Origin of the sequence: Streptomyces sp. NPDC019531, from assembly GCF_044903305.1 — a bacterium.
Taxonomy (GTDB): Bacteria; Actinomycetota; Actinomycetes; order Streptomycetales; family Streptomycetaceae; genus Streptomyces.
Window position 1 is genome coordinate 73783 of the sequence record NZ_JBJDQL010000023.1, and the last position, 23984, is coordinate 97766.

Below are 23984 nucleotides of genomic sequence, written 5' to 3' on the forward strand. Positions count from 1 at the left end.
CGGACCGTCTTGTTGGCCGATTGGGACACTGCCGGGACACTCGGGGGCGCACTAGCCTGGGGAACTCCGCCTGCCGGCGTGTCTGGAGACCCGGATGAGCACAGACAGCACGTCCCGGACCCTTCGTCCCATGCACCGCATCCCCCTGCCCGAGTCCGGCCCGCCCCGGCTCACCGCCCTGGCAACCGGCACCCCGGTGTGGCTCGTGACCCGCTACGCCGACGTGCGCCAGGTGCTCATGGACCCCCGCTTCAACCGGAAGTCCCTCAAGGACGCGGACGCCCCGCCGCTGCTCGTCGTACCCAACCTGCTGGACTCCCCGGACGGCCTCCTCAACCAGGACGGCCCGCCCCACCAGCTGCTGCGTGGCACGGTCCAGCGGGCCTTCACCCCGCGCGCCATCGCCCGCTGGCGGCCCTGGACCGCCTCCGTGGTGGAGTCCCTTCTCGACGACCTCGCCGCGCAGCCGCAGCCCGCCGACATCGTCGAGGGATTCACCCGCCGCCTTCCGGTGTCGGTGATCTCCCGGCTCATGGGCCTGGAGCACGCCGACTGGGAGCGCATCCGCAACTGGGCCGACCACGCCCTGTCCGGCGGCGCGCACACCGCGGAGGAAGTCGGCGCGGCCATGCGGGAGTTCGGCCTCTTCTGCGCGGAACTGGTCGTCCGGCGGCGCAAGGAGCCCGGCGACGACCTGGTCAGCGCGCTGGTCGCGGCGGGCGACGGTCTCGGTGTCGAGGAGCCGCGGCTGGTCATCCTGGTCCTCGGCCTGGTGGTCGCCGGGCACGAGACCACCATGACGGCCCTCGGCAACATCGTCGTCCACCTCCTCACCGACGGACGGCAGGCCTGGCCGGGCCTCGCCGAGAGCCAGAAGGCGGCGGAGACCGCGGTCGAACAGCTCCTGCGCACGATCCCCTTGAGCGAGGGGAGGGTGCTGCCCGGGCTGATCCGCCGGGCGGTCGAGGAGGTCGAGGTCGGCGGGGTGACGATTCCGGCGGGGGCCGTGGTCGCGGTGCAGACCAACGCGGCGAACCGGGACCCGGCTGTCTTCCCGCAGCCCGGCGAGACCGACCTGTTCGCCCCTCTCACCACACCGAGCGTGGTCTTCGGCGCCGGTCCCCACCACTGCCTCGGCGCGTGGCTGGCACGCCTGGAGCTGGGCTTGGCCCTGCACCGGCTGGCGGTCCGGTTCCCGGGGCTGCGGGCCGAGTTCACCCCCGAGACGATCGAGTGGCGGGAGGGGCAGATGACACGGGGGCCGCGGCGGCTGCCGGTGTCGTGGTGAGTCCTCCTAGTGAGCCTTGAGTTCCCGGTCACCCGAGGGGCTGGACCACCACACCCCTTCCCCGTGCGTGAGACCGGGCAGCCGGAGTTCGATCTCGCGCACCCTCCGGGCCGGGAGCCCGCCGCTGATCAGCCAGGCGGTGGTGCCGCCGGTCGTGCCCGTGAACTCGGCCCCCGCTGAGGCGAGTTGCGCGGTCACCGGGGCCAGCGCATCGAGGGGGACCTCCGCCTCGAACGCGTGGTACGGCTCGAACAGCCGCGTCCCGGCCTGCTCCAGGGCCCGGCGCAGCACGATCGGCGTGAGCCCCCGGAAGTCGGCGGCGGTACTGAGCGGCGCCACGAATCCGGAGCGGACGAGGACGACCCGGTAGTCCGTCACGGTCGCACCCGTCAGCCCGGTCCGCATGCTCGCGTGGACCGTCTCCTCGATGGCCTGGTGGAACGCCCGGGGAAGTGCCCCGAGTTCCGTCTCGTACCCGAACACTCCGCCGGAGCCTCGCTCGCCCGGCGAGACCCGCAACCCGATCGTCGCCCAGTAGCGCACGCGATCGTGCCACGGCAGCTCCTCGCAGGCCTCGCCGGTGCCGCACGGACGCTCCAGATACCGGACCCGGGCCGGCTCGAAGTCCGCCTCGACGTCGAAGTCCTGGGCCAATGTCGCCGCGAGCACCTCCATCTGGACCTCGCCGTAGAGGAGCAGTGTGGTGGCGCCACCGGCCGTGGGACGGGCGTGGATCAGCGGGTCCTGGTCGGAGAGGGTCAGCAGCGCCGAGCGCAGGCGAGCGGCCTGCGCGGGGTGGCGGGCGGTGACCAGGGTCTCCAGGGTCGGGGGTGCGAACTGCGGGGCACGGTCGGTGAGTTCGCCGATCCGGTCGCCCACGCGCAGGCCGGTGGAGAACGTCAGCGCCGCGATGTTCCCCGCGGTGAGGAGCCCGGTCAGGTGGGTGACCCGTCCGGACACCCGGCTGGTCACGCCGTCGGCCTCACGGCGGAGGAACGTGAGGCGCTGACGCTCCGTCACTGCACCGCCGTAGAGCCGCAGATGCACGATGCGCTCGCCGCCGGGTCCGGGTCGCACGGCGAACACCGTCCCGCGCGGTTCGCCCGAGGGTGTCACGGGAGCGGGCGGGATCAGCCGGATCATGCCCTCGACCAGGTCGGGGACGCCCTGGCCACCGAGGGCGGAGCCGAAGTACACCGGGTGGAAGGAGCCGTCGGCGGTGCGGGCGGTCAGGGCCTTGCGGAGGTCGTCCGGGGTGGGCTCGGGGCCGTCCACGACCGCCGCCAGGATCTCCGGGTCGACCTCGGCGAGGGCCTCGGCCGCCTCGCCGATGCGCAGCGGCCTCACCCGTGCGTCGGATCCGCCGATGCCCGTCACCTGCGTCAGCGGGGCGACGTACGGCGTCAGCCTGCGCCGGATGTCCGCGAGCAGGCCCTCGGCGCGGGCGCCCGACCGGTCGATCTTGTTGACGAAGATCAGGGTGGGCAGCCGTAGCCTGCGCAGGGTCCGCATCAGTACCCGTGTCTGCGCCTGCACACCCTCCACGGCGGACAGCAGCAGCACCGCGCCGTCGAGGACCTCCAGAGCGCGCTCGACCTCGGCGATGAAGTCCGAGTGGCCGGGGGTGTCGATGAGGTTGATCTGGGTGTCACCGACGGTGAACGAGGCGACCGCGGAGCGGATGGTGATGCCGCGCTGCCGCTCGATCACGCCGTCGTCCGCGCGGGTGTCACCGGTGTCGACGCTGCCGAGCCGGTCGATCGCGCCGTGGTCGAACAGCAGGCGCTCGGTGAGGCTGGTCTTACCGGCGTCGACGTGGGCCAGGATGCCGATGTTCAGGGTGTGCATACGGGGTCGAGTCCTCGGAAGCCGTGGGCCGAAGGGGGCACTGGGTGACTTCGAGGAGTCGGCGCATGCGAGGGTCCTGACGTGAGAGGGCTCGGACCCCGCCATGATGTCGCCCCTCCTCGGGGGGACCGCAAGCGAATTTCGGCGGCCAGTAGCATGAGCCCGGCAGCCCGAGATGATCATCTGAGGAGCGGTTCCGTGCGAGACATCGCCGTGTTCAGCGGTAGTGCCCACCCCGAGCTGGCGGCGGAGGTCTGCGCGCATCTCGGTGTGCCGCTCAGCCCCACCCGGGTCAGCCGGTTCGCCAATGACTGCCTTGAGGTGCAGCTCCAGGCCAACTGCCGGGAGCGGGACGTCTTCCTCATCCAGCCGCTGGTCAGGCCGGTCCAGGAACACCTGGTGGAGCTGCTGCTGATGTGCGACGCGGCACGCGGTGCCTCCGCGCGCCGGATCACCGTCGTCATGCCGCACTACTCCTACGCCCGCTCCGACAAGAAGGACGAGCCCCGCATCTCCCTCGGCGGCCGCCTTGTCGCCGACCTGATGGTCTCGGCCGGTGCGAGCCGGGTCCTCGCCATGACCCTGCACTCGCCGCAGGTGCACGGCTTCTTCTCGGTGCCGGTCGACCATCTGCACGCGCTGCGTGAACTGGCCGCGCACTTCCAGCAGCACGACCTCTCGCGCACCACCGTCGTCTCACCGGACCTCGGCAACGCCAAGGAGGCGGCCGCCTTCGCCCGGCTGATCGGCGCCCAGGTGGCCGCCGGTGCCAAACAGCGGTTCGCCGACGACCGGGTGAGCATCAGCGACGTCATCGGCGAGGTCACCGACCGGGACGTCATCGTGCTGGACGACGAGATCGCCAAGGGCAGCACGGTCCTGGAACTGCTGGACCGACTTCGGGAGTTGGGGCCGAGGTCGATCAGGGTCGCGTGTACGCACGGTCTGTTCGCGGACGGCGCTCTCAAGCGGATCGGCGAGCAGTCCGACGTCCTGGAGATCGTCTGCACCAACACGGTGCCGGTCCCCGTCGAGGAGCGCACCGAGAAGCTGCGGATCCTGTCCATCGCCCCCGCGCTCGCCGAGGCCGTACGGCGCATTCACAACGGCGAGTCCGTCAGCGCCCTGTTCGACGCGCCGCGGAGCGCATAGACAGGAAGCAGTGCAAGGCGACCCCGGCATCATCGGAGTTCGAGGCCCGCGCGTACATCAGGTCCAAGGACGACCGACGTGACGGGAGTGGTCACTCCGTGAGGCGGGCGGACGGTCGGAGCGGGTCAGGTCACCAAGATCGTGAAGTGACCCGCCGTCATAACGAGCCCGACGTGGCCTCGGGCTGCCCCAGGGCCGCGTCCAGCGACGGCAGCGGAGGAAGCAGCCGGGTCAGACCGGTCACCCGCATGATCCGCAGGGTGAGCGGGTGGGTGCAGACCAGGAGCAGTCGGCCGTCACGGTCGAGGACCCGGGACCGGGCGCGGTACAGCAGCCGCAGCCCGGAGCAGTCCAGGAACTCGACCGGGCTCAGGTCGATGACCACCCGTCCGTCGGAGTGGGCCGTGGCCCGGTCCAGGTAGGGCAGGATCTCCGTGGCCGCGGCGATGTCGATCTCCCCGCGGAACTCCAGCACGGTGTGACCGCGCTCCTGGTGGATGCGCAGATGCCGGGTCGGCGGCGCGGGTTCCTGCTGCACGACGACATCGCCTCCATCCGGCTCCTCAAGCGGCAAGGGGTGCAGGTCACCGGGGGCCGGGGTGACGACGTCCTGCGAGCGTGGACGCGTGACCGGGCCCCGAGGGTGTTCAAATCCGTTCCCCGCCCTGCAAGTTACCCTCGATCGAGTGAATTTGAGCATGTTCGATTGACATATGTCTTCGAATTGCGACCCTCGGTTCGCGACCGGTTCACGCGGGGCTCACGCCCGGCTCATGACAGGGCGTGCCAGGCCCTGGTCAGCGACTGCCGGAACTGCTCGGTCTGGTGCGCGGTGAGGTCCCGCACCATCCGCTCCTCCAGCTCCCGCACCGGACCCTCGTGCTGGGCGAGCAGTGCGCGCCCCTCCTCGGTCAGCAGGATCAGCAGCTCGCGGCGGTTCTTCGGATTGCGCTCCCGGCGCACCAGTCCGCGCGTCTGAAGGGAGCGCACCAGGTCGGCGATCGACTGGGCGGTGACGAAGGAGTCCCGGGCCAGCTGTGCCGCCGACAGCCCGTCGTGCCGCTCCAGGACCGTGAGGGCCGTGTACTGCAGGGCGGTGATCCCGGACGGCCTGACCAGCTCGTCCAGGTGGGAGCGGACAACCAGCTCCACCTGCTTCACCATGTAGAGGAGCGACGGGGGCGCCTTGGTCACCTGTGTGTCGAGCATGGGTTCAGGCTAGGGCATTGACAGGAAACCTGTCTGTAAAGAGACTGCGAACCAACAGGAATCCTGTTGGTTGAAATCTTAGCGACGATGCTGAGGAGCGGTGATGTCCCCCACCGAGATGGAACCCGGACGGCTGTTCATGGGCGGCCAGTGGCGCGAGGCCGCCGACGGCGCGCGCACCGAGGTGGTCGACCCGTCCCGGGGCGCCGTCGTCACCACCGTCGCGGAGGCGGGTGCCGCCGACGTGGACGCGGCCGTGCGCTGCGCCCGGAAGGCCTTCGACGACGGCGCCTGGGCCGGCCTGAGCGGCCGTGAGCGGGGCCGGATCCTGCACCGGGTCGCCGAGCTGATCCGTGCGAACGCCGACGAACTCGCCCAGCTGGAGAGCCTCGACGTCGGCAAGCCCATCTCCCTGTGCCACGCCGTGGACGTGACCAACGCGGCCAACGACTACGAGCACTTCGCCGCCCTCGCGCACCAGATCGACGGCGCGGTCCGCGACACCCCGATGAACGCCCTCGCCTACACCAAGCGCGGACCGCTCGGCGTGGTCGCCGCGATCACCCCCTTCAACTTCCCGCTGATCCTGGCCGGTTCGAAGATCGGCCCCGCGCTCGCCGCGGGCAACACGGTCGTGCACAAGCCGGCCGACGAGACCCCGCTCAGCGCCCTCTACATGGCCGGACTGTTCCAGAAGGCGGGCGTGCCGGACGGCGTGGTCAATGTCGTCACCGGCGCAGGCCCGGTGGCGGGCGAGGCCCTGCTGCGCCACCGCGGGGTCGACAAGGTCGCCTTCACCGGCTCCACCGCGATCGGCCGGCACGTGGCCGCCACCGCCGGCGAGGCCCTCAAGCCCGTCACCATGGAGCTCGGCGGCAACGCGGCCAACATCGTCTTCGAGGACGCCGACCTGGAGAAGGCCGTCGGCGCGATCATCAAGGCGTTCGTCTTCAACACCGGCCAGTTCTGCATGGGAGGCCCGCGCCTGCTCGTGGCGCGCCCGGTCCTCAGCACCCTGCTCGGCATCCTCGCCGACGCCGTGCCCGGCGTACCGGTGGGCGACCCGCGCAACCCGGAGACCGTCGTCGGGCCGATGGCGGGGGAGAAGCACCTGAAGAAGGTCGAGGAGTACGTCGACCTCGCCCGCAAGGAGGGCGGCCGTATCGTCTGCGGCGGCGAACGCCTCGACCTCGACGGCGGCTTCTACTACAAGCCCACGGTGATCGCCGACCTCTCCAACGACTCCAGGGTCGTGCAGGAGGAGATCTTCGGCCCGGTCCTGACCGTGCAGCCCTTCGACACCGAGGAAGAGGCGGTCGCCCTCGCCAACTCCACGCCCTACGGCCTCGCCTCGGGCGTCCAGACCTCCAACCTGGCCCGTGCCCACCGGGTCGCCGACCGCCTCCAGGCGGGCATCGTCTGGGTCAACGACTGGGCGATGCTCGACCCCGCGGTGCCCTTCGGCGGGGTCAAGGACTCCGGCTACGGCCGTGAGTACGGCCCCGAGGCGCTCGACGCCTACACCAAGGTCAAGTCCGTCGTCGTCTCGCTCGACTGAGCGCCCTCCAAGGAGTTCGTACGATGTCCATCACCACCCGTGCCGCGGTCGTCGAGTCCGGTGGCGCACCCTTCACCCTCTCCGACGTGACCCTGGACGAGCCCGGACCCCGTGAGGCGCTGGTCCGCATGGTCGCGACGGGCCTGTGCCACACCGACCTGGGCGTGGCGAGCGGCGGCCTTCCCTTCCCGCTGCCCGGAGTCCTGGGCCATGAGGGCGCCGGAGTCGTCGAATCCGTCGGTTCGGCCGTCACCGGTATCGCGCCCGGCGACCACGTCGTGCTGTCCTTCACGTCCTGCGGCGACTGCCGCAACTGCGACGGCGGTCACCCCGCCTACTGCGCCACCTGGCTGCCGCTGAACCTCCTCGGCGGCCGCCGCGCCGACGGCACCAGCACCATCAGCCGGAACGGCGAGCCGCTCGGCGGGCACTTCTTCGGCCAGTCCTCGTTCGCGGAGCGCGCCCTGGTCGACGAGCGCAGCCTCGTCAAGGTCGACCAGGACGTGCCGCTGGAGTCCATCGCCCCGCTCGGCTGCGGTGTGCAGACCGGCGTGGGCGCCGTATGGAACGTACTGAAGCCCGTCACGGGCTCCACGATCGTCGTCCTCGGTGCCGGAGCGGTCGGCCTGTCCGCGGTCATGGCCGCCGCTCTCACCCCGGCCACGACGATCGTCGCCGTCGACCGTGTCGGCGAACGCCTCGCCCTGGCAAGGGAGTTGGGCGCCACCCACACCGTCAACGCCGGCGAGGAGGACCTTGGTGAGGCGCTCACCGCGATCACCGGTGGACAGGGCGCGGACGGCATCGTGGAGACCACGGGCAACGTGGGCGTCCTGCGCCAGGGCGTCGACGCGCTCGGCGCCCGCGGCACCCTGGTCGTCGTCGGCGCCCCGCCGTTCGGCACCGAGGTCTCCCTCGACGTCAACGGGCTGCTCGGCGGCAAGCGGGTCGTGGGCCTCACTCTCGGCGACGCCGAGACCCAGAGCTTCATCCCCGCCCTGGTCCGCCTGGTGAAGGAGGGACGGCTTCCGCTGCACCGCCTGATCAGCACCTATCCGTTCGCGGACATCGACCAGGCGGTGCGGGACATGGGTGCGGGCAAGGCGATCAAGCCCGTGCTGACGTTCTGAGCGGTCAGTCGACCACGAGGACCAGCTTCCCCGTCGTACGGCCGGTGTCGCCCAGCGCATGCGCCTCGGCGGCACCGGCCAACGGGAAGGTCCCCGCGATGGTGGCACGCAGCTTGCCCTGCTCCACCAGGTCCGCGATCGCGTTCATCCCCGCCCGGTCGGCGTCCACGAGCATCCGCACGGCACGCACCCCCAGCCGCTCGGCCTCCTCGTGGAACTCGTCCGAGCCGACCGGCAGGATCGACACCACGATTCCGCCCGGCCGCAGCACCCGCAGTGAGCGCATGGACGTCTCCCCACCGAGCGTGTCCAGCACCACGTCGACGTCCTTCACGGCCTCGGCGAAGTCCGTGTCCCGGTAGTCGATCACCTCGTCCGCGCCCAGCTCGCGCAGGAAGCCGTGCTTGCCCGAGCTCGCCGTACCGATCACGTACGCGCCCCGGGCCTTGGCGATCTGCACGGCCACATGACCCACCCCGCCGGCGGCCGCGTGGATCAGCACCCGCTGCCCCGGCCGGAGCTCGGCGTGCTCGACCAGGGCCTGCCACGCGGTCAGGGACACCAACGGCAGCGCACCGGCCTGGGTGTGGTCGATCGACGCCGGCTTGCGGGCGAGGGCGCGGACCGGTGCGATGACGTACTCGGCGTGCGAACCGTGGCCGAAGGGGTAGGGCAGCATGCCGAACACCTCGTCGCCGGGCTTGAAGGCGGCGACCCCGATGCCGACCGCCTCGACCACACCGGAGACGTCCCAGCCCAGGACGAACGGCGGTTCCCCCAGGAAGCCACCGGTCGCCCGGTGCTTCCAGTCGGTCGGGTTCAGTCCGGCGGCCCGCACCCGGACCAGTACCTGGTTGGGCCGGGGCGCGGGGCGCTCGACCTCGATCTCCTTGAGGGCCTCGGGACCGCCGAGGGTGTCCTGACTGACGGCTCGCATCGTCTTCACAGTGCTCATGGTCATCCAGCCTGCCCGGGTCCGCCCGCCCGGTAAATGGCACGATTGCCAAGGTTCGATAGGATCGTGCCATGAGTCGTGCGGAACGTGTGGTCGTGCTGGCCCTGGACGGCGTGTACCCCTTCGAGCTGGGCATCCCGAGCCGGATCCTCGGTGCCGCCGACGGCCGGTACGAGGTGCTGACCTGCACGGTCGACGGCCGTCCGGTACGCACCAACGCCGACTTCACGATCGGCGTCGAACACGGTCCCGAGGTGCTCGCCACCGCAGACACCGTGGTGATCGCGCCCGTCTCCCACGAGCGGGTCACCGCCGATCTCCCGGACGAGGTCCGCGCCGCGCTCGCGCTCATCCGCCCCGACGCGCGCATCGTGTCGATCTGCACCGGGGCATTCGTCCTGGCCGCGGCCGGACTGCTGGACGGCCGCAAGGCCACCACCCACTGGCGCCTCGCCGAACGGTTCCGGCGGATGTTCCCTCAGGTCGCCCTCGACCCGGACGTACTCTTCGTCGACGACGGTCGCATCCTGACCTCGGCGGGAGCCGCGTCCGGCGTGGACGTCTGCCTGCACATCGTGCGCCGCGACCACGGCAGTCGGCTGGCCAACTTCGTCGCCCGCTGCTGTGTCGTCCCGCCGTTCCGGGACGGTGGCCAGGCCCAGTACATCGAGCAGCCGGTCCCGGAACCGGGCGCCACGAGCACGGCCGGAACCCGCGCCTGGGCCCTGGAACGCCTCGGCGAGCCCCTGACCCTGGCCGACCTCGCCGCCCACGCCCGGATGAGCCTGCGCACCTTCGCCCGCCGTTTCCACGACGAGGTCGGCCTCAGCCCCGGCCGCTGGCTGATCCAGCAGCGCGTGGGCCGGGCCCGGCACCTCCTTGAGTCCAGCGACCTGTCGGTCGACCAGATCGCCGGCCATGTCGGCTTCGCGACCGGCGCGTCCCTGCGCCAGCACCTGCACGCGGCGATCGGGGTGTCACCGCAGGTGTACCGGCGGACGTTCCGGGCGGCGGCACGCTGAACGTTCCGCACCCCCGCGGCGTCGAAGGAACATGAACGAGCGGGTGGGGAAACGCGGAGTGCTCTTGGCGGTCCTGGTGGCGGCGGCCGCTGTGGCGTGCGGTCCGGGGGAGGACGTGGTCGTCGAGGGCATACCGGCCGCGACGCCCTACGACGGCCCGCTGAACATCCCCACGAAGGAGCTCGACGAGTACACCCCGCGGGCCGTGCGTCTTGCCTCCGGGGCGGCGGGCCGGGCGTTGGAGTGTGCGGGGGAGATCTCTGTGGGCAACGGGCCCGAGGCCTGGGGGGACGGCGACGGAGGTGACAGTCCGGAGGACGGGCTGCGGCTGTACTTCGATCTGCTCGACCCGGGCGTTCCCCGTTCCGGCTACCGCGTGGAGCGCCGGGAGACGGACCGCGTGCTCTACTCCTACGACGTCGGCGGCCGTACCAAGGTGGCGGTCGTGGTCGCCAAGGACCAGAAGGGCAGGCCCGGCTGGGGCCCGGAGACCAGCGCCTCGTGCGACCCGTCGGAATTCCCCGCCTCGTACACCGATTCCCACGGAGTCGAGATCTGGACGGATCGTGACGGCGACCGGGTGCCGACCACGGAGGTGAGCAGCGGCCCGGGGGACGATCACTGCGGCTGGCGGAAGGTGCACTTCCTCGACCTGGGAGACCGGATGTACGCCCGTGACCCCGAGGACCTGCTGGAACCCGGCATGCTCACGGCCGCCTACGACGGCGCGACCGAGATGCCGGCCACCGCGCACGACACCGGATACCGTTACCAGGACTGGCGGTTGTGGCTGACGGACGACAAACGGACGGCGTACGTCCGCACCCCCGACGGAGTGGAGGCCTGGCCGTTGCTGAAGGAGCGTGCGGCCTGCATGTGAGGGGAGTTCAGCGGCTCGCGTGCAGCGCGACCAGCAACTGCCATACCTGGTCGGCGATTTCACCGGGTCCGGCGTCCAGCAGGCCGTGCAGCCAGTCGGCCAGCACCCCCGCGAAGGTCGCGGCGACCGCGGAGGCGACCAGCGGGGCGTCCGCTGCGCCTGCGAGCGCGCGTTCCCGCAGGCTGTACGCCCTGAGGTCGCGGTGCAGAACCCTGCCCAACGGGCCGCCGCCGCCCGGTGCGAGCAGGGACCGGTACAGGGCGGTGTGCGGGGTGAGCGAGGCGAAGAACTCCGCGAGCGCGGGCGGCGCGTGCACCGGGTCGGGCCGCCCGCGCCAGGCGTGCAGCGCCTCCACGGCGTCCCGTACGACGTCCGCGCAGGCGTCGACGGCGAGCGCCTCCAGGCCGTCGTAGTGCACATAGAAGGTGGCTCGTCCGACCCCGGCCCGCCGCACCAGCGCGGCCACGCCGACCTCTTCCAACGGCCGCTCGGCACATTCCGCGAGCAGGGCCTGCCGCAGCCGCGCCCGGGTGCGGGCCGCCCGCGGGTCCTCGGGCGCCGGGCGGGTCACTGGGCGACGAGCACGCCGGCCAGGGCGAGCGCGCCGGGCAACGCCTGCGCGACGAGGATCCGGACGTTGGCGGTCACGGCCCCGTACACACCCGCGACGATCACGCACAGCAGGAAGAACACCTGCACCCGGAACCCGGTCGGATCACCGGCGACGAGCCCCCACACCAGCCCGGCCGCGAGGAAGCCGTTGTACAGCCCCTGGTTCGCCGCCATGGCCGCCGTCGCCCGAGCCATCTCCGGATCGAACCCGTGAAAGGACATCCCCGGCTTCTTCTGCCACAGGAACATCTCCATCACCAGGATGTACAGGTGCAGGGCCGCCACCAGGCCGACCAGCACATTCGCCAGGATCTCCATCAGCTGCTTTCCTCACTTCTTGGACGTGTGTCCACTATAGCTGGACATCCGTCCAGGAAATCAACTGACAGTTCACTGTCAACGCCGACCGGCCGCGCGAGCACGGGACCCCGCCCACCGGCGCGAGCGGTCCGGCGCACGTCCATGAGCGTGAGGGGTTCGCGGCCCAGGCCCTCACTCTGAGGCCCACCCTCGGCGCAAAGGAGGAGGTGGAAACCGGTCCGAACGGCCAGACTCGAACCGTCAGTTGATCTCTCTCAGGAGGACGACCACCCATGGCAGCGCAGCCCGCACGCACCGCCAAGCAGCGCAAGCTGGACACCCTGCACCGACTGGAGCACGACGAGGACGTCTGGGTCGCAACCGCCCCGGCCGACGACTCCGGTGTGCCCTTCCTCGTCCCGCTCTCGTTCTGCTGGGACGGCTCAACCATCCTGCTGGCCACCCCGGCCACCAGCCCCACCGGGCGGAACCTCAAGGCGACCGGCAGGACACGCCTCGGCATCGGCCCCACCCGGGACGTGGTGATGATCGAGGGCACCGTCGACACCATCACCCAGGACGAGTTGAGTCAGGCCGAGGGCGACCGGTTTGCCGCCCGCACAGGCTTCGACCCCCGCCAACTCACCACGCCCTACCTGTACTTCAGGGTCCGGCCGCAGCGGGTGCAGGCCTGGCGGGAGGCCAACGAGCTCGTCGGGCGTGAGCTGATGCGGAACGGTCAGTGGCTGGTCGCCGACTGAATCGGCCGTGCCGGGATATCCGCAAGGGACAGGGCCGCGGGGCGCAGGCGCTCCGCGGCCGGACCCTTCGGAGGAGACATGGCACTGGTGAAAGCGGGGGTCGTCGTGCTCGACTGTGCCGAGCCCGAGAAACTCGCCGTGTTCTACAAGGAACTGCTGGACGCCGAGGAGACGGACGCGACCGCCAACCGAGTGGAGATCAGGGGCGCCGACGGGATCCGGCTGGGGTTCCGCCGTGACGTGAAGGCGACCCCGCCGAGCTGGCCGCGCCCCGAGAACTCCCTTCAGGCCCACCTGGACTTCGTGGTGGACGACCTGGACGCGGTCGAGCGCAAGGTGGTGGAGCTCGGCGGACGTCCACTGGAGACGAAGGACGCCTCGGGGCCGTACGAGGAACGCGGCTACGCCGACCCCGCCGGTCACTCCTTCACCTTGCGCATGGTCACACCGACCGCGCCCAAGCAGGGCTGAACCCGGCCCTGCGGTTCAGTCCCGGCCGCCCTTCTCGGAGGCCGGCCAGACACCGGTGGACCGCTCGATGGCCTTCGCGCCGGTGCGGTCCACGGCACTGCGCACCACGGCGAAGATGGCGCCCTGGACCGCGGCCGCCAGGAGGATCTCCCCCCAGCCGCGGTCCCGGTCCAGGGCGTCGGGCGCGTCCTCCTCGTGCCGTATCGCCATCCAGGTCTTACGGAACGCCAGCCCCGCCAGCCAGCCGCTCGACCAGCCGAGCGCGAACCCGAGGGGCTGGTAGGCGAGGGGGAGCTTCATCTTCTTCTTCTTGGCCATGTGGGTCTCCTTGGTTGTGTGAGCCGCCGGTCAGGGGCGTCCGGTTTCCGGAACCTGCTCCTCCGGGGGCGGTGGCCCCGGCGGGGTTCCGTCGCCGAACGGACGGCCGCCCAGCTCCTCACGGTGGTGCGGCGTCAGCCAGCCCGAGAGATCCGGTCCGAGCGGGACGATGCCGGTCGGATTGATGCCGCTGTGCACCTGGTAGTAGTGCCGTTTGATGTGGTCGAAGTCGACGGTGTCACCGAAGCCGGGCGTCTGGTAGAGGTCGCGGACGTACGCCCACAGGACCTTGTTCTCCGTCAGCTTCCAGTGGTTGCACTTGAAGTGGCCGTGGTAGACGGCGTCGAAACGGACCAGTGTGGTGAACAGCCGGATGTCCGCCTCGGTGATCGTGTCCCCGACGAGATACCGCTGCCGGGCAAGGCGCGGGGTCAGCAGGTCGAGGCGGCGGAACACACCCGCGCACGCTTCCTCGTACTCCTCCTGGCCGGTGGCGAAGCCCGCCCGGTAGACACCGTTGTTGACGTCCTCGTAGACGTCCGCCATCACGGTGTCGATCTCGTCGCGCAGCGCCCGCGGGTACAGATCGGGCGCTCCCTCCCGGTGCAGGGCCGTCCACTCGGTGGCGAGGTCGAGGGTGAGCTGCTGGTAGTCGTTGGTGACGAGCTTCCCGCTGGGCACGTCCACCAGCGCGGGCACGCTCACCCCGCCCGGATAGCCGGTCTCCCGGCGGTCGTACGCCTCGCTGAGGTAGCGGATGCCGAGAACCGGGTCGCGGTCGTCCGGGTCCAGAGTGAAGCGCCAGCTGCGGTCGTCCTGGATCGGGTCGGTGATCCCCATCGAGAGGGCGCCCTCCAGGCCGAGCAGACGCCGCGAGATCACCGCGCGGCTCGCCCAGGGACACGCACGGCTGACCACCAGGCGGTAGCGGCCAGCCTCCACCGGCCAGCCGTCCCGTCCGTCGGCGGTCACCCGGTCCGTGAAGTGGCTCTTGGACCGCTTGAACGCCTTCTGGCCGTACGCGCTGTTGCCGTCGTCGGCGGTGCCCATGCTTCCTCCCTGAGTACGCCTGTCCTGGTGGACGCGTTCCCCGTTTTCAGGAGTCGGCACGGTGTGAGTGCCGGGGAGAAGGGCAGTCGGCGGAGGTGAGTGGGACATCTACGAACAACTCAGCGGACCGGAAAACACGCGTAACCGTCCTCGTGGCGCTCGCAGCGAACCTCGTGATCGCGGTCGCCAAGGCCGTCGGCGGCCTCCTCGCGGGTTCGCCCGCGCTGCTGTCGGAGGCCGCGCACTCCGTGGCGGACAGCCTCAATGAGGTCTTCCTGCTGGCAGCCCTGCGCCGCAGTCGCCGCCCCGCCGACCGGCGCCATCCGTTCGGCTACGGCAAGGAGCGGTTTTTCTGGTCGCTGATCGCAGCGGTCGGAATCTTCGTGATGGGCGGCTGTTTCTCCGTCTTCCAGGGCGTCGAGGCGCTCCGCAACGGCGCCGAGGAGAAGCTCAGCGGCTATGTGGCCGGCCTGATCGTGCTCGGCGTGGCCTTCATCGCCGAGGGGATCTCCCTGATGCGGGCCCTGCGTCAGGTCCACAAGCAGGGCGGAGCCGCCAAGGGCATGCGGGACCCGACACTGCGCACCGTCGTCGCCGAGGACGGCACGGCGGTGCTCGGGGTGACCCTGGCCATGGTGGGCATGGCGCTGCACATGGTCACCGGGCAGGTCGTGTGGGAGGCGTCCGCCTCGCTGGCCATCGGTGTGCTGCTCGTCTACGTGGCCTACCGGCTGGGACGCGAGGCCAAGGGCCAGCTGATCGGCGAGGCCGCCGACCCGGAGGCCAGCGCACGGATCCGGGCACTGCTGGACGCGCAGCCCGAGATCGACAGCGTCGAGGCGCTGTTCACCATGAAGATGGGGCTGGACTCGGTCCTGGTGGCCGCCCGCGTCGACCTGGTTCCAGGGCTGGACAGCGAGCGGGTCGAGGAGGTCGCCGTACGGATCAAGCGGTCCGTCTCCCGGACCGTGTCCGAGGCGGACCAGATCTTCCTCGACGTCACCGACCGGCCGGCCGAGGAGGCACGAGAAAGCCCCGCCGCGACGGGGGAACGCGGCGGGGCCTGAGGCTCGGGTGCCCGGCCGCGGCCGGGGCATGCGCACCTGTTCAAGTTTTTTTCCGAGACCGGTCAGTTCCCCTCGGCCGGCTCCAGGACGAAGACCGGTATCACCCGATCCGTCTTCTTCTGGTAGTCGGCGTAGGGCGGATACGCGGCGACGGCCCGCTCCCACCACTCGTCCTTCTCGGTGCCGGTGATCTCGCGGGCCGTGAAGTCCCGCTTCACCGGCCCGTCCTGCAGCTCCACATGCGGATCGGCCTTGACGTTGTGGTACCAGACCGGGTGCTTGGGCGACCCGCCCAGCGAGGCGACCACCGCGTAACGCCCGTCGTGCTCGACACGCATCAGCGGCGTCTTGCGGAGGACACCGCTCTTCGCGCCCCGGGTGGTCAGCACGATGACCGGCATCCCGGTGTCCATGAGCGTGGTGCCCTTGGTGCCGCCGGAGCTTTCGTACAACTCCACCTGCTCACGCACCCATTGCGTCGGGCTGGGTTGGTACTCGCCCTCAAGAGGCATGGTTTTCGTCTCCTCGTCGTCTGCTACGGCGTTCGCGCAAGGGAGTCCAACACCGTCCCGGGCGCGATTCATCCCCGCCGGGTTCCCACAGCCCCGACCCGCATTACCTGACGGGTAATCGACCCAGCCGGGAGGCTCCGGCACAGTCGTCGGCATCCGACCCCGCCGATGAAAGGCCCTGCCCATGACCACGTCCGCCGACACCACGACCCGCGCGGTGGTCGAGGACCTGCTGCTCCGCATCGGCCGCGGCGACCCGGAGGAGATCGCCGCACGGTACGCCGAGGCCTGCGACTGGACACTCAACTGGCCCGAGGACGAGCACGTGAGTTCGGCCACTCCGTGGATCCGGCACCGCGCCACCCGCGCCGACGCCGCCGCCCACTTCCGGGACCTGGCCGCTCACCACGTGCCCGGCGGGGCGGGCACGCGGGTCGAGCGGATCCTGGTCGACGGCGCGGACGCGGTGGTGCTGGGTGAGATCCGGCAGACCGCCGCGGCCACCGGACGCCCCTATAGGGCCAGGTTCGCCCTGCATCTGAGCGTCGAGAACGGACTCGTGGTCCGCCACCACGTGTACGAGGACAGCCTCGCCGTGGCCCGGGCCTTCACGGCGTGACCACCATCAGCACGGCCAGGGCAGTGATCACGGCACTCGACACGAGCGCGGTGACCAGTCGCCCCCGATGGCCCGTGAGCGCTCGCCCCAGCAACGCGCCGCCGCCGGCCAGCAGGAGCTGCCAGCTCGCCGATGCCGCGAACGCCGCGAGGACGAACACGCCCTGTTCCAGGGGGCGTACGGCGTTCTCGGCGCGGGTGCCGAGGACCAGGGCCGCGAAATAGATCACCGTCGTGGGGTTGAGGAGCGTGATGCCGAGCAGGGCCGGATACGCCCGGCCGGGGCTCGGGGAAGGTGGTGCCGAGCGCGTGGCGAGGCGGTGGTCGCGGTACTGGCGTACGGCGGTCACCGCGCCCCGGGCCGCGAGCGCCACCAGGACCAGGGTGGCCGTCCAGCGCAGCGGTTCTAGGACCGGCCGCAGCAGTGCGGCGACGGCGGAACCTCCGACCGTGGCCACCAGTGCGTACAGTCCGTCGGCGGTCGCCACGCCGAGCGCGGCGCACACGCCGGTGCGCAGGGACGTCCGGGCGGTGAGGGAGACGAGGTAGGTCGCGACCGCGCCGACGGGAACGGCGATGCCGTACCCCGCGAGCAGCCCCGCGACGAGCGCGGCGGTCACGAGCGCGGAAGGTCGGGCCTCCACGGTCGGCCGGGCTGCTGCTGGACACGCACCGGAAGAACGGCGGTGGCGGTCGGCGGCAGGAAGGCTTCGGTCATCGGCATGGCCAGATAGTGCGGGCGGTTGAGGGGCCGCCGCAACCGAGATTCCGAGGTACGGCCGCCCGCCGTGAATCCCACCCTTCGTTTCCCCGCCCCACGGCGGCCATCCCCGGCCAGATTGCCCCCGCCACCGATCTGGCCGAACTTGTCGTCGCCTCATAGATGCCCTGGGCATCTAATGAAGATCTGCACGACGCACCCTTCGCCTGCGAGGTCTTCCATGACGGAAACGGAACCTGTCGCCTTCCCCCAGGACCGGACCTGCCCCTACCACCCGCCCACCGCCTACGCACCGCTGCGCGACACCCGCCCGCTGTCCAGGGTCACCCTCTTCGACGGGCGTCCGGCCTGGCTGGTCACCGGACACGACACCGCCCGCACGCTTCTCGCCGACCCCCGGCTGTCCACCGACCGCACCCGCGACGGCTTCCCGGCGCCCACGGCACGTTTCGCCGCCATCAAGAAGCGGACGGCGGCCCTGGTCGGCGTCGACGACCCGGAACACCGCGTCCAGCGCCGCATGATGGTCCCCAGTTTCACGCTCCGCCGGGCCACCGAACTGCGCCCGCGGATCCAGCGGATCGTCGACGAGCGCATCGACGCGATGATCGCCCAGGGGCCGCCGGCCGATCTGGTGAGCGCCTTCGCGCTGCCCGTCCCCTCGACCGTGATCTGCGCCCTGCTCGGCGTGCCCTACGCCGACCACGACTTCTTCGAAGGGCAGTCCCGGCGGCTGCTGCGCGGCCCCGCGGCGGCGGACGTCATGGACGCCCGGGACCAACTGGAGGAGTACTTCGACGAACTGATCGACAGCAAACAGAAGCAGTCGGAGCCGGGTGACGGCGTGCTCGACGAACTGGTCCACCGGCAGCTTCGCGACGGGGAGCTGACCCGCGAGGGACTGATCGCCCTGGCGGTCATCCTGCTGGTCGCCGGCCACGAGACGACCGCCAACATGATCTCGCTCGGCACCTTCACGCTCCTCCAACACCCCGACCGGCTGGCCGAGTTGCGTACCGACCCCGCGTTGATCCCGGGCGCGGTCGAGGAGCTCATGCGGATGCTGTCGATCGCCGACGGACTGCTGCGGTTGGCCCTGGAGGACATCGAGGTGGCCGGGACGACGATCAGGGCGGGCGAGGGAGTCGTCTTCTCCACGTCGGTCGTCAACCGTGACGAGGACGTCTACGCCGACCCGGACACCCTCGACTGGCACCGCCCCGCCCGGCACCACATCGCGTTCGGTTTCGGCATCCACCAGTGCCTCGGCCAGAACCTCGCCCGCGCCGAACTGGAAATCGCCCTGCGTACGCTCTTCGACCGGTTGCCCACCCTCCGCCTCGCCGCGCCCGCCGACGAGATCCCCTTCAAACCCGGCGACACGATCCAGGGGATGCTGGAACTCCCCGTGACCTGGTAAGAGGCCCCGCTCATGCACATCGACATCGACAAGGACGTCTGCATCGGGGCGGGCCAGTGCGCCATGGCCGCCCCCGGTGTCTTCACCCAGGACGACGACGGCTTCAGCACGCTTGTGCCCGGCCGCGAGGACAGCCACGGCGATTCCATGGTCAGGGAGGCCGCCCGGGCCTGTCCCGTCAGTGCCATCACCGTGTCGGAGACGGTGGGCTGAACCGGCGAGGCGGGTCGAGCACCCCCAGTTCGACCCGCCGCAGTCGCGTCGGCTCGGCGACGAGGCCCACGTCCCCGGCAGCGAGGAACGCCTCCACCAGCCGTCGATGCCGGTCGAGCTCAGCCTCTGTGGTGCCGTTGTCAGGCACCGGACCGGCTTCTCGGTCGTGAACCGTGGGAGTGCGACGAACATGGGCTGGTGACCCGGCGCGAGGCGAGCATCAACGATGTACCGATCGAGGAGAGGGAACGTCGGATTCGTGGGCCCCGGCCCCAGGCGGAGCGGGGGCGGTCCCTCCTGGTTCAGTAGGGTTCCGGCGTGACCGAACAGGACGAGATACCGCCCTTCTTGTACGTCGTCGTCTGCGCCGCGGGCATCGCCGGAGAGGTCGGCAAGCTGATCACCGCCGCGCAGGTACGGGAGTGGCAGGTCGGGGTCATCGCGACGCCGACCGCCATGAACGGCTTCTTCGACACCACGGCCGTCGAGGCACAGACCGGCCATCCGATCCGCTCGGCCTGGCGCCGGCCGGGCGAGCCGCGGCCCTTCCCGGAGCCCGACGCGGTCGTGGTGGCCCCGGCCACCTTCAACACGATCAACAAGTGGGCCGCCGGTATCGCCGACACCCTCGCCGTGGGCACGCTGTGCGAGGTGGTCGGCCAGGGCGTCCCCGTCGGCGTCCTGACCTGTGTCTCCGACGACCTCGCCGGTCACCCCGCCTACCAGGACAGTCTGATCCGGCTGCGCGGGATGGGGGTGCGGTTCGGATACCCCTACCAGGGCGCCGAGGGCGAGGACTTCGGGTGGGAGCGGGTGCTGGACCTGGTCGAATAGGGGCTCAGTTCCCCAGCACCGCCCGCAACTCCGGCTGCAGCAGCTCCCCGTGCGCCCGTACGAGGTCGTCGCACAGGTCCCAGATCCGTTCCACCGGCAACGCGGCCGCCGTCGCCGGGTCGGTCATCGCCGCGTGGCGGATGTGGCGCGGGTCGCCGTCGGTGGCCGCACGGACCACGAGGTCGGTGACGGAGACGTAGGCGCGGTTGAGGGCCGCGCACTGCGGGGGCAGCGCACCGACGCGGACGGGGTGGACGCCCGACCCGTCGGCCAGGCAGGGGACTTCGACGACCGAGTCGGCCGGGAGGTTGTCGATCAGGCCCCGGTTCGGGACGTTGCCGTAGACCGCGCGAGGTGTGCCCGTCACGGCACTGTGGATGATCTGCGGCGCGTACTCGCGTGTGCCCTCCACCGGGAGAGGCGTGCCCTCGGCGAGCGCCGACCGGGTGCGTTCGTAGTTCGCGGTGTTCTCCTCGACGATGTCCAGGTACGCCCCGACCGGCAGCCGCAGCCGCTCGATCTCGGAGTCGTGGTGGAGATACCACGGGACGTACTCGGAGGAGTGCTCGCTGGTCTCGGTCGGGTAGTGCCCGAGCCTGCGGTACATGTCCACACGCACCCGGCGCAGCAGCCCCGGATCGCGGGTGATCGCCTTGTCCAGCGACGGGTAGAGGCTCTGTCCGGCACGCTCGAAGCGGAGCAGCCACGCCTGGTGGTTGACGCCCGCGGCGAGATATGTGACCTCCTCGAAGGGCACGTCCAGCAGCAGGGACAGGTCGTGCACCGTCCAATACACCGAGTGGCACAGGCCGGTCACCCTCAACTCCGGGGCGATACGGCTGAGATAGAGGACGTTCATCGCCATCGGGTTGGTGTAGTTCAACAGGTGGGCGTCTGGGCACAGTTCGGTCATGTCCTCGGCAATGCCGTTGAGTACGGGGAAGGTTCGCAGTGCCCGGAAGATGCCTCCGACCCCGAGCGTGTCGCCGATCGTCTGGCGCAGCCCGTAACGGGCGGGTACGGCGAAGTCGGTACGGGTGGCTTCGTTCATGCCGACTTGGACGATGTTGACGACGAAGTCGGCGTCCGCCAGCGCCGCCCGTCGGTCCAGGTGTGCGCTGATCACCGGCTTTGCCCCGCGGACCCCGGCGATGTGCCGGGCGGCCCCCTCCGCGGTAGCCAGCCGCTCCGGGTCGATGTCGTGCAACGCGATCCGGGCATGGGCGAGTTCGGGAAAGGCGAACAGGTCGGCAAGCAGGCCCTGTGTGAACACCACACTGCCCGCTCCCACGAAGGCGATCTTCATGCGGTCCCTCTCGGTTCGATGGCGGCCCAGGCCTCGTCCCACGTCGGCTGGGCCGCCGTTCCGCCGTGGGCACGCGTCGACAGCGAGCCGCAGGCCGCGGCCACCGCCAAGGAGGTCCGCAGGTCCAGTCCGTGCAGCCGGGCCGCGAGGAAACCGGCGTCGAAACTGTCGCCCGCGCCCACCGCGTCCACGGGCACGACCGGTACCGCGGCCGTGTGCAGCAGCCGCGTTCCCGCGAGGGCGAGCGCGCCCCGCCTGCCGTCCTTGACCACGACCGTGAGTCCGTGCCGGGCCAACAGGGCCGCGGCGGCGGTGAGTCGGTACTCCCCGGTCAGGGCTCGGGCCTCGGCCGCGTTCGGCAGCAGGATGTCGGTGACCTTCAGGACCGGGTCCAGCGCGGTACGGTCCCAGCGGCCCGCGGGATCGTCGTTGGTGTCCAGCGAGGTCGTCGCCCCCAGCGCCTGCGCCTCGGCGAACAGCTCGGGCAGGGCCCGCGCGAGCCGGGGCATCAGGAAGAAGGAGGCCGCGTGCACATGCCGGGCCGCGGCGAGCAACTCCCGCGGGACGTCCTCAGGACCGGTCGCCGTCAGACAGCCGGACGCGGTGAGGACGGCACGGTCGCCGTCCCCGGTGGTCAGTACCGCCGTGAGGGGGGTGGGCTGGAGCGAGTCGACCACCAGGTGCTCCACATGCACTCCGCGCGCCGCGAGCTCCTGCCGTACGAACGCGCCCGCCGGATCGTCACCCAGCCGCCCCGCGAACGCGACCCGCAGCCCCAGCCGGGCCGCCCCGCACGCCGTGATCGCCGCCGACCCGCCGAGCACCAACCGCCCCTGCCGCACGAGTCGTTCGCGCTGCCCGAACTCCAGCTCGGCGGGCACCGGACCGAGCACCACGTCCGGATTGGCGTCACCGATCACCAGCAGGTCGAAGGACATCCCGCTCACCCCTTGAGCCCGCTCGACGTGAGCGACTGGACGAAGGTCTTCTGTGCCAGCAGGAACGCCACCAGCACCGGCAGCACCGTGATCACGTTCCCGGCCATCACCGCCGACCAGTGGACGTGATGCTGCCCCTGGAAGGTCGTCAGCCCCAGCTGGAGCGTGTACCGCGTGTCGTGGTTGATGGCGATCAGCGGCCACGACAGGTCGTTCCAGGTGGAGAGAAAGGTCAGTACCGCGACCGTCGCGAGCGCGGGTCGGGCCAGCGGCAGAACGATCGACCACAGGACCCTCAGCCGTGAACACCCGTCGATCCAGGCGGCCTCCTCCATCTCCCGGGGCAGCGAGAGGAAGAACTGCCGGAACAGGAACACCGCGAACGGCGTCACCAGCGACGGCACGATCAGCGCCCCCAGCGTGTCGATCAACCCGAACCACTTCATCACCAGGAACGTCGGGATCATCGTCAGCTGGAACGGCACCGCCATCGTCGCCAGCATCAGCCCGAGCAGCACCCGCGACCCGGCGAACCGCATCCGCGCGAACGCGTATCCGCCCAGCGCCCCGAGCAGCAGATTCGACACCACCGCGACGGACGCCACGATCAGCGAGTTGGCGAACCAGCGCGGGAACATCGCGTTCCCGAGCACATACCGGTAGCCGTCCAGGTCGATGCCCTGGGGCCACAGCGCGGGCGGGAACCGGTTGATCTCCGCGTCCGACATCACCGAGCTCAGCACCAGCCACACCAGCGGCAGCGCGAAGGCCAGCGCCAGCGGGGCCAGCACGAGGTGCCTGGTGACCGAGGCCGTGCGCGCGCTCACCGGGCGGCTCCTTCCGTACGGTCCCGACGGCGTCGTACGACATGCAGGGCGCCGCCCGCCAGGAACAGGGCCGCCGCCAGGACGTACGCCGCCGCTGCCCCGTACCCGGCGGTGAACATCTGGAAGGCCTGCTGCCAGACGAAGTAGACGACGACCGTCGTCGAGCCGAGAGGACCGCCCTTCGTCGTCACGTAGATCAGATCGAAGACCTGGAGGGCGGTGATGAGCTGCCAGACGAGCAGGAACACGGTGACGGGTGTGAGCGCGGGCAGGGTGACATGGCGTAACACCTGGCGGCGGCCGGCGCCGTCGATGCGGGCGGACTCCACGAGTTCGGGCGGCACGTCCTGGAGGGCGGCCAGATAGACGACCACGCAGAAGCCGACGCCGCTCCACAGGGAGATCAGCACCAGCAGGTAGAGCGCCTGACCGGGGTCGGAGAGGAAGCCCTGCCGGGAGATGCCGAGGTGGTGCAGCAGGGCGTTCGCGGCGCCGAACTCGGGATCCAGGATGAAGGAGAACAGCACGCCCTGCGCGGTCGCCGACACCACGAACGGCACGAACACCAGCGTGCGGTAGAGGCCCGCGAAGCGAAGGCGGCCGTTGAGGACGAGCGCCAGGGCGAGTCCGCCGACCAGGCTGAGCGGGACGTACAGGGCCGTGTACTGGAGGGTGTTGGCCACCGCCGTACGGAAGCCCGGGTCCTGGACGAGGGCGTCGTAGTTGTCGAGGCCCACCCAGCGGCCCGGGGTCACCAGGTCGTCTGCGCGGAAGGACAGCAGCAGGGACCAGACGACGGGCACGACGCTCAGACCGAGGATCACCACGACCGACGGGGCGACGAACGCCCAGGCGGTGGTCCGTTCCCGGCGGGCACGGCGGCGGGCCGCGCGGCGGGCCTCCGGTGCGAGCGGCGGGGCCTGCGGCGGGAGGGTGAGGGCGCGGGGCAGTGTGGACATGACGGTCTCCCGGTG

The 23984-nt window shown here is 70.9% G+C and carries 27 protein-coding genes and 1 pseudogene; 14 read left to right on the forward strand and 14 right to left on the reverse strand.

The window, feature by feature from the left end; translation table 11 throughout:
• The first annotated feature begins 94 nt into the window (after positions 1–94).
• Positions 95–1288, forward strand: a complete 1194-nt coding sequence (locus ACI2L1_RS25240) for a cytochrome P450 (RefSeq protein ID WP_404741624.1) — start codon at positions 95–97, stop codon at positions 1286–1288.
• A gap of 6 nt (positions 1289–1294) precedes the next feature.
• Here the strand turns inward: ACI2L1_RS25240 and otr(A) are convergent, their stop codons facing one another.
• A complete protein-coding gene (gene otr(A) / locus ACI2L1_RS25245) occupies positions 1295–3136 on the reverse strand; it encodes a tetracycline resistance ribosomal protection protein Otr(A) (protein WP_404741625.1) in 1842 nt (613 codons plus the stop codon).
• Between the two features lie 198 nt (positions 3137–3334).
• On the opposite strand from otr(A), the gene ACI2L1_RS25250 reads away from it, so the two are divergent.
• Positions 3335–4288, forward strand: coding sequence for a ribose-phosphate diphosphokinase (locus ACI2L1_RS25250; RefSeq protein ID WP_404741626.1), 954 nt, complete (start codon positions 3335–3337; stop codon positions 4286–4288).
• Between the two features lie 157 nt (positions 4289–4445).
• Here ACI2L1_RS25250 and ACI2L1_RS25255 read toward each other — a convergent pair whose 3' ends face one another.
• Together ACI2L1_RS25255 and ACI2L1_RS25260 are read right to left on the reverse strand one after the other, a co-directional pair.
• Positions 4446–4826: an anti-sigma factor antagonist gene (locus ACI2L1_RS25255; RefSeq protein ID WP_404741627.1), complete on the reverse strand. Its 381-nt coding sequence runs from the start codon at positions 4824–4826 to the stop codon at positions 4446–4448.
• A 233-nt stretch (positions 4827–5059) separates the two neighbouring features.
• Positions 5060–5497: a MarR family winged helix-turn-helix transcriptional regulator gene (locus tag ACI2L1_RS25260; protein WP_404741628.1), complete on the reverse strand. Its 438-nt coding sequence runs from the start codon at positions 5495–5497 to the stop codon at positions 5060–5062.
• 103 nt (positions 5498–5600) lie between these two features.
• On the opposite strand from ACI2L1_RS25260, the gene ACI2L1_RS25265 reads away from it, so the two are divergent.
• On the forward strand, positions 5601–7055 hold the full coding sequence (locus ACI2L1_RS25265; protein ID WP_404741629.1) for an aldehyde dehydrogenase family protein: 1455 nt from the start codon (positions 5601–5603) through the stop codon (positions 7053–7055).
• Positions 7056–7078: 23 nt separating this feature from the next.
• A complete protein-coding gene (locus tag ACI2L1_RS25270) occupies positions 7079–8185 on the forward strand; it encodes an NAD(P)-dependent alcohol dehydrogenase (RefSeq protein WP_404741630.1) in 1107 nt (368 codons plus the stop codon).
• Between the two features lie 4 nt (positions 8186–8189).
• Here the strand turns inward: ACI2L1_RS25270 and ACI2L1_RS25275 are convergent, their stop codons facing one another.
• On the reverse strand, positions 8190–9140 hold the full coding sequence (locus ACI2L1_RS25275) for an NADP-dependent oxidoreductase (RefSeq protein ID WP_404741631.1): 951 nt from the start codon (positions 9138–9140) through the stop codon (positions 8190–8192).
• A 71-nt stretch (positions 9141–9211) separates the two neighbouring features.
• Between ACI2L1_RS25275 and ACI2L1_RS25280 the strand changes: the two genes are divergently transcribed.
• Positions 9212–10162: a GlxA family transcriptional regulator gene (locus ACI2L1_RS25280; protein WP_404741632.1), complete on the forward strand. Its 951-nt coding sequence runs from the start codon at positions 9212–9214 to the stop codon at positions 10160–10162.
• A 31-nt stretch (positions 10163–10193) separates the two neighbouring features.
• Entirely contained in the window at positions 10194–11042 is an 849-nt protein-coding gene (locus ACI2L1_RS25285; protein WP_404741633.1) for a hypothetical protein, read from the forward strand.
• A 7-nt stretch (positions 11043–11049) separates the two neighbouring features.
• Here the strand turns inward: ACI2L1_RS25285 and ACI2L1_RS25290 are convergent, their stop codons facing one another.
• On the reverse strand, positions 11050–11613 hold the full coding sequence (locus tag ACI2L1_RS25290) for a TetR/AcrR family transcriptional regulator (protein ID WP_404741634.1): 564 nt from the start codon (positions 11611–11613) through the stop codon (positions 11050–11052).
• Positions 11610–11972, reverse strand: a complete 363-nt coding sequence (locus tag ACI2L1_RS25295; RefSeq protein ID WP_404741635.1) for a DUF1304 domain-containing protein — start codon at positions 11970–11972, stop codon at positions 11610–11612. Before ACI2L1_RS25295 ends, ACI2L1_RS25290 begins: the two co-directional genes overlap by 4 nt.
• Positions 11973–12247: 275 nt before the next feature.
• Between ACI2L1_RS25295 and ACI2L1_RS25300 the strand changes: the two genes are divergently transcribed.
• Positions 12248–12715: a pyridoxamine 5'-phosphate oxidase family protein gene (locus tag ACI2L1_RS25300; RefSeq protein WP_404741636.1), complete on the forward strand. Its 468-nt coding sequence runs from the start codon at positions 12248–12250 to the stop codon at positions 12713–12715.
• A 78-nt stretch (positions 12716–12793) separates the two neighbouring features.
• Positions 12794–13186 carry a VOC family protein gene (locus tag ACI2L1_RS25305; RefSeq protein WP_362663986.1) on the forward strand — a complete coding sequence of 131 codons (393 nt, stop codon included), beginning with the start codon at positions 12794–12796 and terminating at the stop codon, positions 13184–13186.
• Positions 13187–13201: 15 nt separating this feature from the next.
• Here ACI2L1_RS25305 and ACI2L1_RS25310 read toward each other — a convergent pair whose 3' ends face one another.
• Complete coding sequence (locus ACI2L1_RS25310) at positions 13202–13504, reverse strand: DUF4235 domain-containing protein (RefSeq protein ID WP_404741637.1); 303 nt, start codon at positions 13502–13504, stop codon at positions 13202–13204.
• Positions 13505–13534: 30 nt separating this feature from the next.
• Positions 13535–14554 (reverse strand): glutathione S-transferase family protein, encoded by a 1020-nt coding sequence (locus tag ACI2L1_RS25315; protein ID WP_404741638.1) that lies wholly within the window; start codon positions 14552–14554, stop codon positions 13535–13537.
• Between the two features lie 95 nt (positions 14555–14649).
• Between ACI2L1_RS25315 and ACI2L1_RS25320 the strand changes: the two genes are divergently transcribed.
• Positions 14650–15621: a cation diffusion facilitator family transporter gene (locus ACI2L1_RS25320; RefSeq protein ID WP_404741639.1), complete on the forward strand. Its 972-nt coding sequence runs from the start codon at positions 14650–14652 to the stop codon at positions 15619–15621.
• 62 nt (positions 15622–15683) lie between these two features.
• On the opposite strand, the gene ACI2L1_RS25325 is transcribed toward ACI2L1_RS25320, so the two are convergent.
• On the reverse strand, positions 15684–16133 hold the full coding sequence (locus ACI2L1_RS25325) for a nitroreductase family deazaflavin-dependent oxidoreductase (protein ID WP_404741640.1): 450 nt from the start codon (positions 16131–16133) through the stop codon (positions 15684–15686).
• 184 nt (positions 16134–16317) lie between these two features.
• On the opposite strand from ACI2L1_RS25325, the gene ACI2L1_RS25330 reads away from it, so the two are divergent.
• A complete protein-coding gene (locus ACI2L1_RS25330; protein WP_404741641.1) occupies positions 16318–16752 on the forward strand; it encodes a nuclear transport factor 2 family protein in 435 nt (144 codons plus the stop codon).
• Here the strand turns inward: ACI2L1_RS25330 and ACI2L1_RS25335 are convergent.
• The gene (locus tag ACI2L1_RS25335; protein ID WP_404741642.1) at positions 16742–17371 is read right to left on the reverse strand and encodes a LysE family transporter; all 630 of its coding nucleotides are present in this window, start codon (positions 17369–17371) and stop codon (positions 16742–16744) included. The two genes, ACI2L1_RS25330 and ACI2L1_RS25335, sit on opposite strands and share 11 nt — an antisense overlap.
• Positions 17372–17692: 321 nt before the next feature.
• Between ACI2L1_RS25335 and ACI2L1_RS25340 the strand changes: the two genes are divergently transcribed.
• The 4 genes and pseudogenes from ACI2L1_RS25340 (at position 17693) to ACI2L1_RS25355 (ending at position 19939) form a co-directional block, all read left to right on the forward strand.
• Positions 17693–18892, forward strand: coding sequence for a cytochrome P450 (locus ACI2L1_RS25340; protein WP_404741643.1), 1200 nt, complete (start codon positions 17693–17695; stop codon positions 18890–18892).
• 12 nt (positions 18893–18904) lie between these two features.
• A complete protein-coding gene (locus ACI2L1_RS25345) occupies positions 18905–19105 on the forward strand; it encodes a ferredoxin (protein ID WP_404741644.1) in 201 nt (66 codons plus the stop codon).
• Positions 19106–19258: 153 nt separating this feature from the next.
• Positions 19259–19414 (forward strand): annotated as a pseudogene (locus ACI2L1_RS25350) (DUF1348 family protein); the annotation flags it as partial.
• 9 nt (positions 19415–19423) lie between these two features.
• Positions 19424–19939 (forward strand): flavoprotein, encoded by a 516-nt coding sequence (locus ACI2L1_RS25355; protein WP_404741645.1) that lies wholly within the window; start codon positions 19424–19426, stop codon positions 19937–19939.
• A gap of 4 nt (positions 19940–19943) precedes the next feature.
• On the opposite strand, the gene ACI2L1_RS25360 is transcribed toward ACI2L1_RS25355, so the two are convergent.
• Genes ACI2L1_RS25360 through ACI2L1_RS25375 form a run of 4 tightly spaced genes read right to left on the reverse strand, consistent with a single transcriptional unit; the run spans position 19944 to position 23969 of the window.
• Positions 19944–21245, reverse strand: a complete 1302-nt coding sequence (locus ACI2L1_RS25360) for an alpha-glucosidase/alpha-galactosidase (RefSeq protein WP_404741646.1) — start codon at positions 21243–21245, stop codon at positions 19944–19946.
• A complete protein-coding gene (locus tag ACI2L1_RS25365; protein ID WP_404741647.1) occupies positions 21242–22183 on the reverse strand; it encodes a carbohydrate kinase family protein in 942 nt (313 codons plus the stop codon). Before ACI2L1_RS25365 ends, ACI2L1_RS25360 begins: the two co-directional genes overlap by 4 nt.
• 5 nt (positions 22184–22188) lie before the next feature.
• Complete coding sequence (locus ACI2L1_RS25370; protein WP_404741648.1) at positions 22189–23010, reverse strand: carbohydrate ABC transporter permease; 822 nt, start codon at positions 23008–23010, stop codon at positions 22189–22191.
• Positions 23007–23969, reverse strand: coding sequence for a carbohydrate ABC transporter permease (locus tag ACI2L1_RS25375; RefSeq protein WP_404741649.1), 963 nt, complete (start codon positions 23967–23969; stop codon positions 23007–23009). The genes ACI2L1_RS25370 and ACI2L1_RS25375 overlap by 4 nt, the downstream gene beginning before the upstream one ends.
• Between the last annotated feature and the right edge of the window lie 15 nt (positions 23970–23984).